This window comes from Microbacterium sp. B19, assembly GCF_000333395.1.
Classification (GTDB): domain Bacteria; phylum Actinomycetota; class Actinomycetes; order Actinomycetales; family Microbacteriaceae; genus Microbacterium.
Genome location: NZ_BADA01000349.1, coordinates 23,611 through 39,427 on the forward strand (window position 1 = coordinate 23,611; position 15,817 = coordinate 39,427).

General features: G+C 72.9%; 14 protein-coding genes, 1 pseudogene and 1 riboswitch. Of the genes and pseudogenes, 8 read left to right on the top strand and 7 right to left on the bottom strand.

Annotated elements, in window-relative coordinates:
* Positions 1–10: 10 nt before the first annotated feature.
* The 4 genes from I5G_RS12300 to thiD all read left to right on the top strand — a co-directional run bounded on the left by I5G_RS12300 (position 11) and on the right by thiD (position 4,622).
* A complete protein-coding gene (locus tag I5G_RS12300; protein ID WP_026095884.1) occupies positions 11–1,651 on the top strand; it encodes a D-alanyl-D-alanine carboxypeptidase family protein in 1,641 nt (546 codons plus the stop codon).
* 19 nt (positions 1,652–1,670) lie between these two features.
* Positions 1,671–1,762, top strand: a riboswitch (TPP riboswitch).
* Positions 1,754–2,536 (top strand): hydroxyethylthiazole kinase, encoded by a 783-nt coding sequence (thiM, locus tag I5G_RS12305; protein WP_026095885.1) that lies wholly within the window; start codon positions 1,754–1,756, stop codon positions 2,534–2,536. (Overlaps the previous riboswitch by 9 nt.)
* Positions 2,533–3,174 carry a thiamine phosphate synthase gene (gene thiE / locus I5G_RS12310; RefSeq protein WP_022879327.1) on the top strand — a complete coding sequence of 214 codons (642 nt, stop codon included), beginning with the start codon at positions 2,533–2,535 and terminating at the stop codon, positions 3,172–3,174. The genes thiM and thiE overlap by 4 nt, the downstream gene beginning before the upstream one ends.
* Positions 3,171–4,622: a bifunctional hydroxymethylpyrimidine kinase/phosphomethylpyrimidine kinase gene (gene thiD / locus I5G_RS22235; protein WP_036328009.1), complete on the top strand. Its 1,452-nt coding sequence runs from the start codon at positions 3,171–3,173 to the stop codon at positions 4,620–4,622. The genes thiE and thiD overlap by 4 nt, the downstream gene beginning before the upstream one ends.
* Before the next feature lie 682 nt (positions 4,623–5,304).
* Here thiD and I5G_RS12320 read toward each other — a convergent pair.
* The 6 genes from I5G_RS12320 to I5G_RS12345 all read right to left on the bottom strand — a co-directional run bounded on the left by I5G_RS12320 (position 5,305) and on the right by I5G_RS12345 (position 10,969).
* Positions 5,305–5,496: a DUF5302 domain-containing protein gene (locus I5G_RS12320; RefSeq protein ID WP_022879329.1), complete on the bottom strand. Its 192-nt coding sequence runs from the start codon at positions 5,494–5,496 to the stop codon at positions 5,305–5,307.
* Between the two features lie 80 nt (positions 5,497–5,576).
* Positions 5,577–7,094, bottom strand: a complete 1,518-nt coding sequence (locus I5G_RS22240) for an SPFH domain-containing protein (RefSeq protein WP_022879330.1) — start codon at positions 7,092–7,094, stop codon at positions 5,577–5,579.
* Between the two features lie 140 nt (positions 7,095–7,234).
* Complete coding sequence (locus tag I5G_RS12330; RefSeq protein ID WP_026095886.1) at positions 7,235–8,158, bottom strand: DnaJ domain-containing protein; 924 nt, start codon at positions 8,156–8,158, stop codon at positions 7,235–7,237.
* A gap of 378 nt (positions 8,159–8,536) precedes the next feature.
* Positions 8,537–9,058, bottom strand: coding sequence for a hypothetical protein (locus I5G_RS12335; RefSeq protein WP_026095887.1), 522 nt, complete (start codon positions 9,056–9,058; stop codon positions 8,537–8,539).
* Positions 9,055–9,900, bottom strand: a complete 846-nt coding sequence (locus I5G_RS22245) for an LssY C-terminal domain-containing protein (RefSeq protein WP_036327999.1) — start codon at positions 9,898–9,900, stop codon at positions 9,055–9,057. Before I5G_RS22245 ends, I5G_RS12335 begins: the two co-directional genes overlap by 4 nt.
* Before the next feature lie 4 nt (positions 9,901–9,904).
* Positions 9,905–10,969, bottom strand: a complete 1,065-nt coding sequence (locus tag I5G_RS12345) for an enoyl-CoA hydratase/isomerase family protein (RefSeq protein WP_022879332.1) — start codon at positions 10,967–10,969, stop codon at positions 9,905–9,907.
* Between the two features lie 87 nt (positions 10,970–11,056).
* Between I5G_RS12345 and I5G_RS22250 the strand changes: the two genes are divergently transcribed.
* Together I5G_RS22250 and I5G_RS12355 are read left to right on the top strand one after the other, a co-directional pair.
* Complete coding sequence (locus I5G_RS22250; RefSeq protein ID WP_022879333.1) at positions 11,057–12,256, top strand: ABC transporter ATP-binding protein; 1,200 nt, start codon at positions 11,057–11,059, stop codon at positions 12,254–12,256.
* Positions 12,253–13,071 carry an ABC transporter permease gene (locus I5G_RS12355; protein WP_022879334.1) on the top strand — a complete coding sequence of 273 codons (819 nt, stop codon included), beginning with the start codon at positions 12,253–12,255 and terminating at the stop codon, positions 13,069–13,071. The genes I5G_RS22250 and I5G_RS12355 overlap by 4 nt, the downstream gene beginning before the upstream one ends.
* Before the next feature lie 134 nt (positions 13,072–13,205).
* Here the strand turns inward: I5G_RS12355 and I5G_RS12360 are convergent, their stop codons facing one another.
* A complete protein-coding gene (locus I5G_RS12360) occupies positions 13,206–13,595 on the bottom strand; it encodes a hypothetical protein (protein ID WP_022879335.1) in 390 nt (129 codons plus the stop codon).
* 256 nt (positions 13,596–13,851) lie between these two features.
* On the opposite strand from I5G_RS12360, the gene cofG reads away from it, so the two are divergent.
* Together cofG and I5G_RS26525 are read left to right on the top strand one after the other, a co-directional pair.
* Positions 13,852–14,841, top strand: coding sequence for a 7,8-didemethyl-8-hydroxy-5-deazariboflavin synthase CofG (gene cofG / locus I5G_RS22255; RefSeq protein ID WP_239642535.1), 990 nt, complete (start codon positions 13,852–13,854; stop codon positions 14,839–14,841).
* A gap of 53 nt (positions 14,842–14,894) precedes the next feature.
* Positions 14,895–15,817, top strand: a pseudogene (locus I5G_RS26525) (hypothetical protein); the annotation flags it as partial.

Genomic DNA, 15,817 nt, shown 5'->3' on the forward strand with positions numbered 1-15,817 from the left:
GCGTGGGCGAGTGCACGACCAGACCCCGGCCACACGGCGCGAGCTGCGTGACCGGGACGATCCGTCGCGCGAAACGGATGCCGAAGACCCGGCGCCCGCGCCCTCCTCGACCCCCGCGCCCTCCGACGCCTCCGCGCCGTCTACCGCCGTGGGCGTGACGGGCGGAGGAGATGCGGCCGCGGGAGGACCGATACCCGCCGTGGCATCCTCCGCTCCTCCCACGTCCTCCCCTCCTCCCGAGACCGCGCCGGCCACCGCCCCCGCAAACGCCCCGGCCAACGCCACCGCCCCCGCCCTGCCCCCCGAACGCATCCTCATCGGCGCGCCGATCGCGCTGACGTGGGTCGACCCCGCTGCGGCGGCGGCCCCGCGCCCCGCCCCCGAGCTCGTGCTCACCGCGAGCGGCCCGCGCCCGCCCGACCTCCTCGCCGGGCGCCGCCGCCGCGCGCTGCGTCCGGGCACGGTCGTGCCGCCGGTGGTCCTGCTGCTGCTCGTCGCGGTGTACGTCGCGGTCACGCTGCTGTGGCCGTTGAACGCCGTGGCGCCCCGCGTGACTCCGCTCGTCGTGCAGACCGCCGCGGCGCCCGCCGCCGTCCCCGCGTGGCCGGCCCAGGGGGAGGCCGCGATCGCGGTGCAGGGCATGGGCGGCGTGCTCTCCTCGGCCGAGGCGCCCGAGTCGATCGCCAGCATCACCAAGGTCGTCACGGCGCTGCTCGTGCTCGACCGGCTTCCGCTCGCGCCCGGCGAGCAGGGGAAGTCGTACGCGTTCACGCAGGCCGACAGCGACGACTACTGGCAGTACCGCTTCCGCGGGGAGTCCTCGCTCGACGTCCCGGTGGACGGCAGCCTCACGGAACTGCAGATGCTCCAGGGCATGCTGATCGCCTCCGCGAACAACTACGCCCAGCGGCTGGCATCCGATCTCTGGCCGTCCAACTCCGACTTCGTCGCCGCCGCGACCGTGTACCTGGCCGACCGCGGCATCACGGGCATCACGATCGTGAACCCCACCGGGATCGAGGCGGGCAACACCGCGACCCCGGCCGCCCTCATCGCCCTCGCCGAGAAGGCGCTCCAGAACCCCGTGATCGCCGAGATCGTCCGCACGCCCGAGCTCACGCTGCCGGGCGCCGGCACGTTCAAGAACGGCAACCCGCTGCTCGCCGACCCGGGCGTCGTGGGCATCAAGACCGGGACCCTGGATGCCTGGAACCTGCTGTCGGCGAAAGACCTGACGGTGGGGTCGGTGACGGTACGCACGTACGCCTCCGTCCTCGGACAGCCCGGGCCCGACTCCCGCGACCAGGCGGCGCGCGACCTGTTCGCGCGGCTGACGGAGGAGATCCAGCTCCGCACGTCCGTGCCGGCAGGAACGGTCGTCGGCAAGGCCACGACGCTGTGGGGCGAGGACGTCGCGCTCGTCACCGCGTCCGACGCGCAGAACGTGCTGTGGAACGGCGCGAGCGCCACCGCCGACACCTCGTTCACGCTCGGCGACGCACGAGACGCCGGCGAGACCGCCGGCGAGCTGATCGCGACGGGGCCGCTCGACGCCGCCACCGTCGACGTGCGGCTGCAGGACGACATCGACCCGCCCAGCCCGTGGTGGCGGCTGACGCACCCGCTCGACCTGCTGGGGCTCGACGACTGAGCGCCTGTGCTACCTTCGCGGCAGTGACACGGGGTGCCCCATGGGGCTGAGAACACACCCGTCGAACCTGATCTAGTTCGTACTAGCGAAGGGATGTCGCGAATGGTCGTTCGCACGTCGTCGTCTCCGTCCACCGTCCTCGCCGACCTGCGGGACACCCCGCCGCTGGTGCAGTGCATCACCAACGCGGTGGTGACGAACTTCACCGCCAACGCGCTGCTGGCGCTCGGCGCTTCGCCCGCGATGTGCGACATCCCCGGCGAGGCCGGACTCTTCGCGGGGATCGCCGGGGGCGTGCTGGTGAACCTCGGCACCCCGACCGCCGAGCAGCGCGACGCCGCACGCGAAGCGGTCGCCGCGAGCACGCCGTGGGTGCTCGACCCCGTCGCCGTGGGTGCGCTGCCCATCCGCACCGCGCTCGCCCACGAGCTGCTCGAGGCCCGGCCCGCGATCGTCCGCGGCAACGCGTCCGAGATCCTCGCCCTCGCCGGTGCGGGGGCCGGCGGTCGTGGCGTCGACTCGACCGACAGCCCCGAGGCCGCGCTCGACGTCGCCCGCGCGCTCGCGATCCGCACGGGCGGGACGGTCGCCGTGTCGGGCCCGGTCGACCTGATCGTGGATGCCGACCGCGTCGCGCGCGTGTCCGGCGGCAGTGTCCTGCTCACCCGCGTCACGGGCGGCGGCTGCGCCCTCGGCGCCGCGATGGCGGCGCTGCTCGCGGTGACCGACGGATTCGCGGCCGCGACGACGGCGAGCGCGATTTGGGCCGTGGCATCCGAGCGGGCCGAGGCCACGTCGAGCGGACCGGGGTCGTTCGCGGTCACGTTCCTCGACGCCCTCGCCGCGATCGTCCCCGCCGACCTCGACGGCCGGGTCGCCGAGTGAGTCGGCACGACCTGTCCCTGCACCTCGTCACCGATCACCGGATGCCGTTCGCCGACGTCGTCGAGATCGTGGATGCCGCTGCCTCTTCGGGCGCGAGCATCGTGCAGTTCCGCGACAAGGACGCGTGCGGCCGCGAGCTGTTCGACCGCGTCACGGCCCTGGCCGACGTCATCGCGGGGCGCGCGACGTTCGTCGTCGACGACCGCGTGGACCTCGTGCTCGCCGCGCGCGCGGCCGGCGCGCGCGTGGACGGCGTCCACCTGGGCCAGGACGACCTCCCCGTCATCGCCGCGCGCTGGGTGCTCGGCCCCGACGCGCTCATCGGCCTGACCGCGAACACCCCGGCCCACTTCGTCGCCGCCGCCCACCTCCCGGCCGGGACCGCGGACTACCTCGGCGTCGGGGTGATCCGCGCGACCGCGACCAAGCCCGACCACCCGCGACCCCTCGGGGTGGACGGGTTCGCCGAGCTGGTGGCATCCGCTCCCCTGCCGTGCGTCGCGATCGGGGGCATCGAGGTGGGCGACGTCGCTCCCCTGCGTCGGGCCGGGGCCGCGGGTGTCGCCGTGGTGTCGGCCGTGAGCGGTGCGGACAATCCGGCGTCGGCGACCCGCGCGCTGCGGGAGGCGTGGGCATGATCCCCCGCGTGCTGAGCATCGCCGGGACCGACCCGACCGGGGGTGCCGGCATCCAGGCGGATCTGAAGAGCATCTCGGCGTTCGGCGGATACGGGATGGCCGCCGTGACCGCGCTCGTCGCGCAGAACACCCTCGGTGTGCGCGAGGTGCACGTGCCGCCGACGGACTTCCTGTCGGCGCAGCTCCGGGCGGTCAGCGACGACGTCGAGATCGACGCGGTCAAGATCGGGATGCTGGGGTCGACCGAGGTCGTCGCGGTCGTGGCCGCGTGGCTCGCCGAGGTCCGCCCGCCGGTCGTCGTGCTCGACCCCGTGATGATCGCGACGAGCGGCGATCGGCTGCTCGACGCCGACGCCGAGGCGGCCGTCCGCGACCTGTGCCGCCTCGCCGACCTCGTGACCCCCAACCTGCCCGAGCTCGCGGTGCTCGTCGACGCCCCGGTCGCCGACGACTGGGACACCGCGGTCGCGCAGGCGCGCGCCCTCGCCGCGCGCGCCGACACCGCGGTCCTGCTGAAGGGCGGGCACCTGCGGGGTGCGGAGAGTCCGGATGCCATCGTCGACGCGGCCGGCGTCCACCCGGTATCCGGCCGCCGCGTCGACACCCCGCACACGCACGGGACGGGATGTTCGCTGTCGTCCGCGATGGCGACGCTCGCCGCGCACGGACTCGCCTGGCCCGCCGCGCTCGAGCGCGCGAAGCCGTGGCTCACCGGCGCTCTCGAGCACGCCGCCGCGCTGCACGTGGGCCAGGGCAACGGTCCGATCGACCATCTCCACGAGCTGCGGCCGCACCTCGACCTCGGGCCGGCGTGGAGCGCCGCCGCGTGGGCCGAGGCGACGCCGGTGCGCGCCGCCGTCGACGACTGCGCGTTCGTGCGGGGACTGGCATCCGGTGACCTGGATCGCACCGCGTTCACTTGGTATCTCGGGCAGGACCTGCTGTACCTGCGCGAGTACGCCCGCGTCCTTGCGGGCGCCGCCGCGCTCGCCCCGACCACCGAGGAGCAGCGCTTCTGGGCCGCGGCGTCGGCGTCGTGTCTCGCCGAGGAAGCGCGCCTGCACGAGAGTCACGTGGATGCCACCGCCCTCGACGCCGCGCCCGACACCGTCGCCTACACCGACCATCTGCACGCCGTGTCGGCGGGCGGCTCGTACGCGGTCCTGGTCGCGGCCGTACTGCCGTGCTTCGTGCTCTACACCGACATCGGCGCGCGCTGGCGCGGCACCTTCGCCCCGGACCACGCCTACGCCGACTGGCTCACGGCCTACGGCGACGAGGTGTTCGCGGCGTCGTCCGCCGAGGCGTCCCGGATCGCGGATGCCGCCGCCCGGTCGGCCTCTCCCGCCGTCCGCGCCGCGATGTCGGTCGCGTACGCCCGCTCGATGCGGCTGGAGCTAGCGTTCTTCGAGGCGCCGCTGCGGCCCGGCGGTGTGCGGAACTCCTGAGTTCCGCTGGACCCGGCGCCCGTCCCGGCGGGGAGGCGGGCCGAACTCCTGAGTTTTCGTCGCCGCGGCCGTCTCCCGGCGTCGTGGGGACCGCGAGGGGTCCGGATCTCAGGAGTTCGGCCCGCCCGGCGGCGAGTCGGTCGGCTGATTCGAAACATCGGTCCGCATCGCCTGACGGCAGCGTGGCGAGCGGCAACTGCATCTGGTGTGTCACGACGTCTGGTCTTGAATTGAGACGGATGCGAACATGGCAACATGCAGCGCCGCAGCGCCATACTCTCGGCAGTATCGGCACTGACCGTGCTCGTCGTGACGGGATGCTCATCGGCCGCCCTAGCCTCATGGGCTACCGACGCCTGCAACATCTCTGCATCGTGGGACAACTCCGACCGCCCTGAGTCTGATCGGGCCCGCGTCGCCAGGTCCCTCTCGGCGGCGGTGCCAGATGACGATACAAGCACGATCGCGGAACTGTCGCGTGCGTTCGTCACAGCCGTTGCCGACAGAGACGACGCGGCCCTCCCTGATGCGGGGGAGCGTCTTCGCGACGAATGCGTAGCAAAGGGGTGGGAACCAGCCGAAGGCTGATCCCCACCCCGTTCGCTTCCGGGCCGGTCTCCCGCTGCTCGACGCGCTGCTGCTGCAGCTCTGGGCGCCCGCCCCCTGCGATCCAGTCTGGAGGTCAGCCGCTCTTGCGGCGGAACTCCCGCTTGGTCACGGCTCCGTGGGTGCCCTGCACGGCCGAGTGGCCGTCCAGGTGAGCCTGACCCGACCGCTGCTGCCCGTTCTTCTTCGCCAGGGCTTCCTTGAACTTGCGCTTCATCTCGTCGGATGCCGCGCCGGTGGTGGCATCCGGGGTCTCGTCGGTACTCATGTGCCCACCCTAGGCAGGTCCGGCCGCCCGCGCGCAGTTCGACCGCGGAGGAACCCGGATGCCAGGCCCCCGCGCTCAGCTCACGTCGCCGCCGTGGTCGCTCCGTCGTCGGCCGCGTGGTGGCCGTTCTGGGCGTCGCCGACGGAGGCGACGCCGCGTCCGAACGCCTGCCCCTGCAGGATCGCGCCCAGGTCGACGCCGGTCGCCGACTTCACGCTGCTGAACGTGGCGGCGAGACCCGCGGCCTGCTCGCGGGCGATGTGCGTGCCGGCCGAGTCGCCGCCGACGAGCGTGACGCTGCCGACGTTCTGGTAGCCCTTCGCGAACTCGGCCATGAGCGCCGGAAGCTGACCGATGAGCTCGCGGCCGAGGATGGCTTCCTGGTTCTCGCGCAGCGCCTCGGCCTCGGCCTTGATCGCCGCGGCGCTGGCCTCACCCTTCGCGCGGATCGCTTCGGCTTCCGCGACGGCCTTCGCGCGCAGCGCCTCGGCTTCGGCGCCGGACTGGGCCCGGAGCGCTTCGGCCTCGGCCTCGGCCCGTGCCCGGACGGCGGCGGCTTCGGCCGCGGCGGACGCCTGCCGCGCCTCGGCCTGACGCTGCACCGCGTAGGCCTCGGCGTCGGATTCCTGCTGCGCCACCTGCCGGTCGGTCTCGGCCTTCTTCTGCCGCGCGTAGGACTCGGCATCCGCTTCGGTCTGCTTGCGGTACTTCTCCGCGTCGGCGACGCGCTTGACGTCGGCGTCGAGCTCGGCCTGGCGGTTCTCGGCCCGCTGCACGAGCACCGCCTGCTCGCGTTCGGCGCGGGCGAGGTTCTCGGCCTGCTCGGCCTCGGCGTTGGCGCGTCCGACCTCGGACTTCGACGCGGCCGTGTTCTTGTCGAACGCGGTCTGCTCGACGAGGTTGGCCTCCTCGGTCGCCAGCTGGCGGGCCTTGACTTCGCGGGCGGCGTTGATCCGCGCGACCTCGGCCTCGCGCTTGACGCGCTCGACCTCCTGCGCACCGAGCGCCTCGATGTAGCCGTTGCGGTCGGTGACGCCCTGGATGGCGAACGAGTCCAGGACCAGGCCCTGGGCGAGCAGATCGCCCTTGATGCCCTCGGCGATCTCGTCGCCGAGCTTCTGCCGGTCCTGCATGACCTCCTCGACGCTGAGCTTCGCCACGACGCCGCGCAGGGCGCCCTCGAGCTGCTCGGTGGTGAAGACGTCGATCGCCTGGTCCTGCGACGCGAAGCGTTCCGCGGCGGCGCGCACCTGGTCGGGCAGGGAGCCGATCTTCACGAGCGCCACGCCCGCGAGGTGGATCGTCACCCCGTTCTTGGTCTGTGCGACGGGCTCCATCTTGATCTGGCGCGAGCGCAGCGAGATCCGATCGGACCGCTGCGTCAGCTTGTTGACGAACGCGCCGCCGCCGGTGATGACCGTCATGTTGGACGTCAGACCGTCTTCGCCGCGCTGCTTCTTACCGACGATGACGATGGCTTCGTCGGCCTGCGGCACCTGGTACCAGGCCCGGAAGAGGAACAGGCCGATCACGGCGATCACCAGGACCGCCACGATGGCGATCGTCACGCCGATGATTCCGAAAAGGTCGATTGGCACCGCAGCCCCCAGACGCTCGGTTCACGGGTGGCGGAACAGCCCCCTCCCTCCACGCTATCGGGCGAGCACGCGACACGACGAAGGAAATCGGATGCCGGTACCGGGCACGGGGGCCGGGTTCCCGGCATCCACTCCCGCCGTCAGACGTGGCGGACGCGCTGCTGCAGGCGGGTGCGGATGTCGAACAGCTCGGTGCCGCCGACCTCGCGCGCACCGGGGATGCCACGGCGCAGCAGCGTCGTGAGGGCGCTCCGCTGCACCAGCACCACGGGCGTGCCGCGGACCTTGCCGAGGTCGGTGACGGCGTCGAGGATCGCGTCGTCGGGCAGCACGACCATCGCGCCGCTGAACCGGACGCCGGCCGCCCGCGCGATCACGCGCGCCCGCGACACGAGCTGCGTCACGGGCGCTCCGATGACGTTCGGGCCCGTGATCTCGCCGCGGCGCACGCCCACCGGACCGCCGAAGTCCTCGCTGAGCATCGCGTACAGCCCGCTGGGGCCGAGCACGAGGTGGTCGATCTTCTGCTCCGGGTCGAGGCCGTCGCGGTCGGCGAAGACGTCGTGCCAGACGGTGTACCCCATGCCGAGGTCGGCCACGAGGCGCGCGGTCTCCTCCTCGGCGAGCGCATCGGCGAGGATGTGCCGGATCTCCGGCGGCGCCGACCGCACCAGCGCGGGGTCGTACGGGTCGGCGACCTCGACGCCGCGGCCGACCCACTCGCGGATCAGCGACAGGTACCGCTCGCGCCGCCACCCACCGGGCTGACCGTACGCGCGGGCGCGTGGCCGGGTGTCCGGACGCGGAGGGGTGGATGCCGCTGCCCCACCGCCCCATTCGGCCGACGCGTGTCCGCGACCGCGGTCGTACGCGGCGCGGGCCTCGGGCGTGCCGACGAGTTCCCACGCGCGCTGCACCTGCACGAACAGCGCGGCGTCGCCGCCGGTGTCGGGGTGCGTCTCGCGGAGCCGGACGCGGTAGGCGCGGCGGAGTCCCTCGTCGTCGATGTCGACGTCGACGCGCAGCACCTCGTACGCCGAGGCCGACATGGGGCTGTCGAACACGTCCGTCATCCGTTCCGCCGCTCGGGTGCGGCACCTTTCAGGCTATCGGCCGCCGTCTGTGCAACCCCCGGGATCCGCCCGGGGTTTCGCTGACGGCGGCACGACTCCGGCACAACCGGGCGATCCGCCCTACCCTCGCGCAGCCCGGCGGATTCTGCAGGAGTTGTGCCGGCGCACGGCATCCCCCGCCCCACCCGCACAACTCCGGCAAGAACCTCTCCCCCTGCCCCACCCCGGCACCCACCGCCGAATCTGCAGGAGCGGTGCCGACGCACGGCATCCCCGACCCCACCCGCACAACTCCGGCGCAACCGCGCATTGCGCCCCCACCGGGGCGGATGGATGCCGATCCCGCAGGAGTTGTGCCCGCCCCCGGGGTCAGCGGCGCTCGTTGCGGCGGGCGTAGGCGGCGGCATCCCGGCTGGAGAGGGCGAGCAGCACCAGGATGTCGAGGCTCACCGTGACGAGGGTCGTGCCGACCGTGATCTCCTGGCCCAGCTCCCACCAGCCGACGAACGCCGTGACGATCGAGGACGTGGACACGAGCATCACGATCACGCGGGCGACGTTGCTCCCGCGGAGCAGCAGGATGCCGAACACCCCCTGCACGAGCGCGATCACGCCGAGGAGGCCGAAGAACAGCCCCGCGCCGACGCCGAGGTCGGAGAGGGTGAGACCCGACTCCGCACCGGAACCGTCCGCGGCGCCGGCGACCGCCTGCAACCACGGCGGGAGGTCGAAGGCGACCGCGACGCCCCACACGATGCCTGCCAGAGCCCGGAGCAGCACGAGCACTCCCCCGGCGACCGTCGCGATCGGACGGCGCATCGCCGGGTCGCCCGCGACCGGGGCGGCGATCGGTTCGAACGCCGCTCTCTTGGCCGGATGCCTCTCGCTCACGGCCGCCCCTCTCTCGAGGCGCCGGAGGTGCTGGCATCCATCGACAGGCCCCGCACGTCGAGGATCGGGAGGTCGCCGTCGGTCGTGATGCTGTCACCGCCGCCGTTGCGCGAGTGGTAGCCGGTCGAGAAGTCGCGGATGACGTCGACCACCACCCCCGGCAGCGGCTGCACGGTCGCGACGATGTGGTCGCGCTCGATGTCGGTGTCGGCGTCGATGCGGTGCGTGACCTGCAGCGTGAAGAGCGACAGGCCGACGGCGCGATCGAACGTTCCCGCAGCGAGCCAGTCCACCCGCCGACCGCCGGGCAGCAGCCAGCCGTCGGGGCAGCGCCAGAGCCGCACGTGGTGCCGCTGCGCGGGCGATCCGTCGACCTCCTGCTGATACGCCAGGTCCTGCATGCGGCCGAACAGGAACAGCGGGCTGACCGGGGCGGTCGGGTAGCTGCGGCGCCGCAGCGTCGACACGATGATCCGCCACGACGAGCCGAGGCCCACGGGGTCCGCGGGGATGCAGCCGGCCGCGGCCATCGCGGCCTCGACCTGCGCGCGCTCGCCCTGGAACGCGAGGTTCACCGGGTCGCCCAGCAGCCCGTCGGACGTGCGGGTGCGGCCCATGAAGTAGTCGGGCACGTAGATGGCGGTCAGGATGCGATGCAGCCGAGGGAGCACGAGGTACGCCAGGAGCCCCCAGAACACGATCGCCATGAGGATGCCGCCCCAGCCGAGAGTGAAGGTCTGGGTGAAGCTCAGGTACGCCAGCCACACCGCGGCGAGACCCGCGAAGACGAAGAAGAACCCGTCGAGCAGCCGCCCGAACGACCAGCGCCTCCGTCTCGCCATGGCTCTACCAGAGCGCGGGTTCGGGCTCGTGGGCGAACGCCTCGGCCACGCGGCCCGGCGGCAGGTCGAAGCGGTGCGCGGGCGACCACGACGGCGAGCGGTCCTTGTCGACGAGCTGCGCGCGGATCCCCTCGGCCAGGTCGGGCTGCGTCGTCGCGAACCACATCACGAGCCCGTACTCCTGCGCGAGCGCGGCACGCAGCGACGGTAGGGCTCGGGCGCGCCGGACGGCCTCGAGCGTCACGGACACCGCCGTCGGAGCCGACGCCTCGAGCAGGTCGGCGGTCGCGTGGGCCTCGGGCTCCCACCTCTGGCGGAGCCGATGCAGGATGCCATCCAGGTCGTCGGCGGAGAAGGCGTCGTCGATCCACGGACGCCAGGTCTCCAGGTTCGACCGCTCGGGGCTCTCGTCGAACAGCAGCACGAGTTCGGTGGGGCTCGACGGATCGGCGCGGTACTCGAGCGCCTCGTGCAGCGCGGAAAGGTGCGCGACGGGGACGAGATGGTCGGCGAATCCCGCGTACAGGGCGTCCGCGGCATCCATCGTCGCTCCGGTCAGGCCGAGGTATTCGCCCAGCCGGCCGGGCGCCCGGCCGAGCAGCCACGACCCGCCCACGTCGGGGGTGAAACCGATCCGCGTCTCGGGCATCGCGAGCTGCGAGCGCTCGGTCACGATGCGGATGCGCGCGTGTCCGGCGAGGCCGATGCCGCCGCCCATCGTCACGCCGTCGGCGATCGCCACGATCGGCTTCGGGTAGGTCGCGATGCGGTGGTTGAGCGCGTACTCCTCGCGGAAGAAGGTGTGCGCCTCGTCCGTGCGCCCCTGCACGACGAAGTCGTAGAGCGCCCGGACGTCTCCGCCGGCGCAGAAGCCGCGGTCGCCCGCGCCGTCGAGCAGGACGAGGTCGACGTCGGAGTCGTGCTCCCAGCGGTCGAGCGCCGCGGAGAGGATCCGGATCATCCCGAGGTCGAGCGCGTTGATGGCGCGGGGACGGTTGAGCGTCAGGTGTCCGACGCCCCGCCAGGCTCGCGCGATGACCGCTTCGTCGTCGGATCGCTGTGCGTTCACGCTGCCACGTTACACAGCCCGCCAGATGTGTTTTCGGCCTCAGATCGGGGAAGATGGACAGAACGCCCGCCGAACGAGAGGTACTCGATGCCCCAAGGACAGGTGCTGGAATTCTCCGGGCTGACCAAACGCTTCGGCGCCGTGTCGGCCGTCGACGGCCTGACCGCACGCGTGGAGCCGGGCCTGGTGACCGGCTTCCTCGGCCCCAACGGCGCCGGGAAGACCACGTCGCTGCGCATGCTGTTGGGGCTCGTCCGCCCCACGTCCGGATCGGCGACGATCGGCGGCCGCCGCTACGCCGAGATCGATCGGCCGCTGCAGACCGTGGGGGCCGCGCTCGAGGCATCCAGTTTCCATCCGGGCCGTTCGGCCGCGAACCACCTCAAGGCCTACGCCCGCGCCGCGCGGCTGCCCCTGTCGCGCGTCGACGAGGTGCTGGGGCTCGTCGGTCTCGCCGACGTCGCCGGGCGCCGCGTCGGCGGCTACTCGCTCGGCATGCGGCAGCGCCTGGGCCTCGCGACCGCGCTGCTCGGCGACCCCGGCGTGCTCGTGCTCGACGAGCCGTCGAACGGCCTCGACCCCGAAGGCATCCGCTGGATGCGCTCGCTGCTCCGACACCTCGCCGAAGAGGGACGCACGGTGCTGATCTCGTCGCACCTGCTCGCCGAGGTGCAGCAGACCGTCGATGCGCTGCTCATCATCTCGCGCGGAAAGCTCGTCTTCCAGGGCGGCACCGAAGACCTCGCCGACCCCGACGAATACTCCACGGTCGTCGACTCCCCCGATCGCGAGGCGCTGTCACGGCTGCTCGAGGAGCGCGGCATCCCCTTCCAGCTGCTGCGCAACGGCTTCACGATCCGGCACGTCGAACCGCTCGAGATCGGCACCCTCGCCGCCGGCGCCGGCATCGTGTTGTCGCACCTGCAGAGCAAGGGCGCGAGCCTCGAGGACATCTTCCTCGAGCTCGTCAGCGGCGTGAGGACGCACGCGAGCGCGGCGGGCGTGGTTCCGGATGCCGTGGGCCCGGCGCCCGAGGCGGAGGCTGATGCGGCCGATGAGGGTGAGGCGGCTGAGGCGGCCTCCGCGGCGGAGCCCGCGCCCGCGCCCGCGGCGGAGCCCGCCCCGTCGACCGACCTCGTGGCGATCGTCCCCGCGCCGCAGAGCGCAGTCCCCCCGTCCGAGCCCGATCCCGGTCCGCGGTCCTCGTACGCCGTGGCATCCACGGGGGTCATCGACATCGTGCCGGCCGCAGATACCCGCGCCGAAGACACGGAGGTGCCGCGATGAGCCTGGTGGCATCCACTCGCTCCGAGTACACGAAGCAGTTCAGCACCGCCGGCTGGTGGGTGCTGGGCATCGTGCTCGTGGTCTACGTCGGCTTCACGGCGGGTGTGCTCGCGCTGGCGTTCGGGGGTGTGGCATCCGGCAAGCTTCCGGGCGCCTCCGGGCCGGCGCTCCCCACGGACGGTCTCGCCGCCCTGGTCTACAGCTCGGCGAGCACCGTGGGGTACGTCTTCCCGCTGCTGGCGGGGACGCTCATGGTCACGACCGAGTTCCGGCACAAGACGCTCACCCCGACGTTCCTGGCCACACCACGCCGCGGCGTCGTGCTCGGGGGGAAGTTCGTGGTCGGCATCCTGGTGGGGCTGCTGTACGGCGTCCTCGGCTCGATCGCCGCGATCGGCGCCGGAGCCGCGGTGTTCAGCCTGTTCGGAGTCGGCGCCGAGCTCGGCTCGTCGGACACGTGGGTGCTCGTCGGCCGGATGCTGCTGGCGTTCGCGCTGTGGGCGCTCGTCGGGATCGGCGTCGGTACCGTCGTGCGGAACCAGGTCGCCGCCGTCGTGATCGTGCTGGCGGTGACCCTGTTCGTCGAGCCCATCGTGCGGACGATCGCGGGCGTCGTCGACGGCCTCGGCGAGGTCGCGCGGTGGTTCCCCAGCGCCGCGAGCGACGCCCTCGTGGGCAAGACGATCTTCGGCGCCGTGGGCGCGGGCGGCGAACAGCCGCTCGAGTGGTGGCTCGGCGGCCTCGTGCTGCTCGGCTACGCCGTGGTGCTGGTGCTCATCGGCCTCGCCACCACCTGGCGTCGCGACGTCGACTGACCCGGGGCGGGTTCCGCGGCGTCCGTCCCGCGGCGTCCGCTCCGCCAGATCACGCGACGTGGCTGGGACCACCCGCTATGGCGCGCAATGACGCATACGTTCGACCAGATCACGTGATCTGGGCGCAGACCGCGTCAGGACACGAGGTCGGCGACGTCCTCGGGTTCGGATGCCACGTCGAGACGCAGCGCCTTGAGCAGGGCCACGCCGTGCTTGGTCGTGAGGACGAGGCGCTCGAACTCGTCGTGGCCACTCAGGTCGATGACGACGCTCGACTTCCGGCGACGGATGACGACGAAGTCGTTGCCGCCGGCCGACTTCCACGTGCCCATCGCGACCGCGACGGGCAGGTTGGTCCCGGGGTTCGGAACGCCTCGCAACCAGGTCCACGCATCGTCGGTCAACTGCACGCGGTCGATCGTCGCGCGCGGCACGACGATGTTGCGCTTGCGGAACGAGAGCGCACGCTCGGTCGGCGAGAGCACGACCTCGAGCTGCGTCGAATCGAGCAGCAGGGTCACCATGGCATCCATCCTGCCAGCGACGATGGATGCCGTCGGCCCCCACGCCTCACGAGACGGCAACGATCCGCGGCGGGGCCGCTCGACCGCGAGACTGCACGCGCCTGACGAAACCGCCGCAGTGTGCAGTGGGTTTGTCAGGCAGATGCAGTCTCGCGGGCCCGGCAGCCCGGCCCCGGACCCGGCGCGCGCCCCGGCCCGCAACCCGGCCCGCACGCCGCGCGGCCCGGGTGTCGGAGGGGAGGGATAGCCTGGAGCGATGAGTACGGGCAGCGCTGCGCCGCAGGCCGCACCGGCCCGGGGCGACTCGATCGACGACCTCCTCGCCCGTGTGCGCGACGGGCACCGGCCCGACGTCGACGAGACCGAGCGGCTGCTGCACGCCCCGCTCGAGGTGGTCTCCCGCGACGCCGCCGCGCTGCGCGACGAGGGGCTCGAGCGCGCCGGTCGACCGCGGGTCATCACGTACTCGCGCAAGGTGTTCGTGCCGCTCACGACCCTGTGCCGCGACCGCTGCCACTACTGCATCTTCGTCGACACCCCCGGGCAGCTCGCGCTCCTCCGCAAGCCCGCGTACATGAGCCCCGAGCAGGTGCTCACGGTCGTGCGGCAGGGGCAGGCGCTGGGCTGCAAAGAGGCGCTGCTGACGCTCGGCGACCGCCCGGAAGAGCGCTGGCCCGAGGCCCGCGCGTGGCTCGACGAGCACGGTTTCGCCTCGACCATCGACTACGTCGCGCACATCGCACGGCTCATCACCGCCGAGACGGGCATGCTCGTGCACGCGAACCCCGGCGTGATGCACCCCGCCGAGCTCGCGACGCTCCGCCCGGTCTCCCCGTCGATGGGCATGATGCTCGAGACCACCTCACGCCGGCTGTACGAAGAGCCCGGTCAGGTGCATTTCGGGTCGCCCGACAAAGACCCCGACCTGCGTCTGCGCGTCATCGACGACGCGGGGGCCGCTGGCATCCCGTTCACGACCGGCATCCTGGTCGGCATCGGCGAGACCGTCCGCGACCGCGCCGAGTCGCTCATCGCCCTGCGCGACCTCGACGACCGGCACGGCCATGTGCAAGAGGTGATCGTGCAGAACTTCCGCGCGAAACCCCGCACCGCCATGCAGGGAGCCCCGGATGCCGACATGCACGAGTACCTCGCGACGGTCGCCGTCGCGCGCCTCGTGTTCGGACCCGACATGCGCATCCAGGTTCCGCCGACCTCTTCGACCCGCGCGAGCTGGGGCTGCTGATCGGGGCCGGGATCGACGATGGGGGCGGAGTCTCGCCGCTCACGGCCGACCACGTGAACCCTGAGCGCCCCTGGCCGCACATCGACGACCTCGCGGCCCAGACCGCTGTCCACGGATTCGCGCTCCGCGAGCGCCTCACCGCGCACCCCGAGTACGTGACGGACGCGGCGACGTGGATCGACCCCGCGCTCCACGCCCCCGTGCGGGCGTTGATGGATGCCACGGGCCTCGCGGCCGACGTGATCCCGGGGGCTCCACGGCCCGCCGCGGGAGGAGATTCCGGCACGGGAGGACAGCCCGAGGCCTTGGCATCCTCCGCTCCCCGAATCCCCTCCGCCCCCGGCGGCGTCGCCCCCGGCAGCCCCGCAGCCGACAGCGCCGCACCTGCCCTGCACAACCCCGCCACGGGAGGAGATTCCGGCGCGGGAGGACAGCCCGAGGCCCTGGCATCCTCCGCTCCCCGAATCCCCTCCGCCCCCGGCGGCGTCGCCCCCGGCAGCCCCGCAGCCGACAGCGCCGCACCTGCCCTGCACAACCCCGCCACGGGAGGAGATTCCGGCACGGGAGGACAGCCCGAGGCCGCGGCATCCTCCGCTCCCCGAATCACCTCCGCTCGTCCCGCCGGCGACGCGGCTCGCGCCAATGCCCCGGCGGCAGCGCACAGCGCCGACCCCGGCGTGCTCCGTCTCGCCGAGGCCGCAGCAGACCCGCTCGCGCTCGACGACGCCGACTGGACGCGGCTGCTCCACGCCACCGGCGCCGAGCTCGACGCCCTGACCGCCGCGGCCGACGACGCGCGTCGCTACACCGTCGGCGAGCCGGTGACCCTGGTCCGCAACCGCAACCTCACCTCGACCGGCTACCGGCGCGCNGGCCGCGCGGGCGTGGGAGAGTTCGACCTCGCGGATGCCGAGGCGATCGCCGCGGATGCCGCCGACCTCGGCGCCACCGAGATCTGCATCCAGGGCGCTCTTCC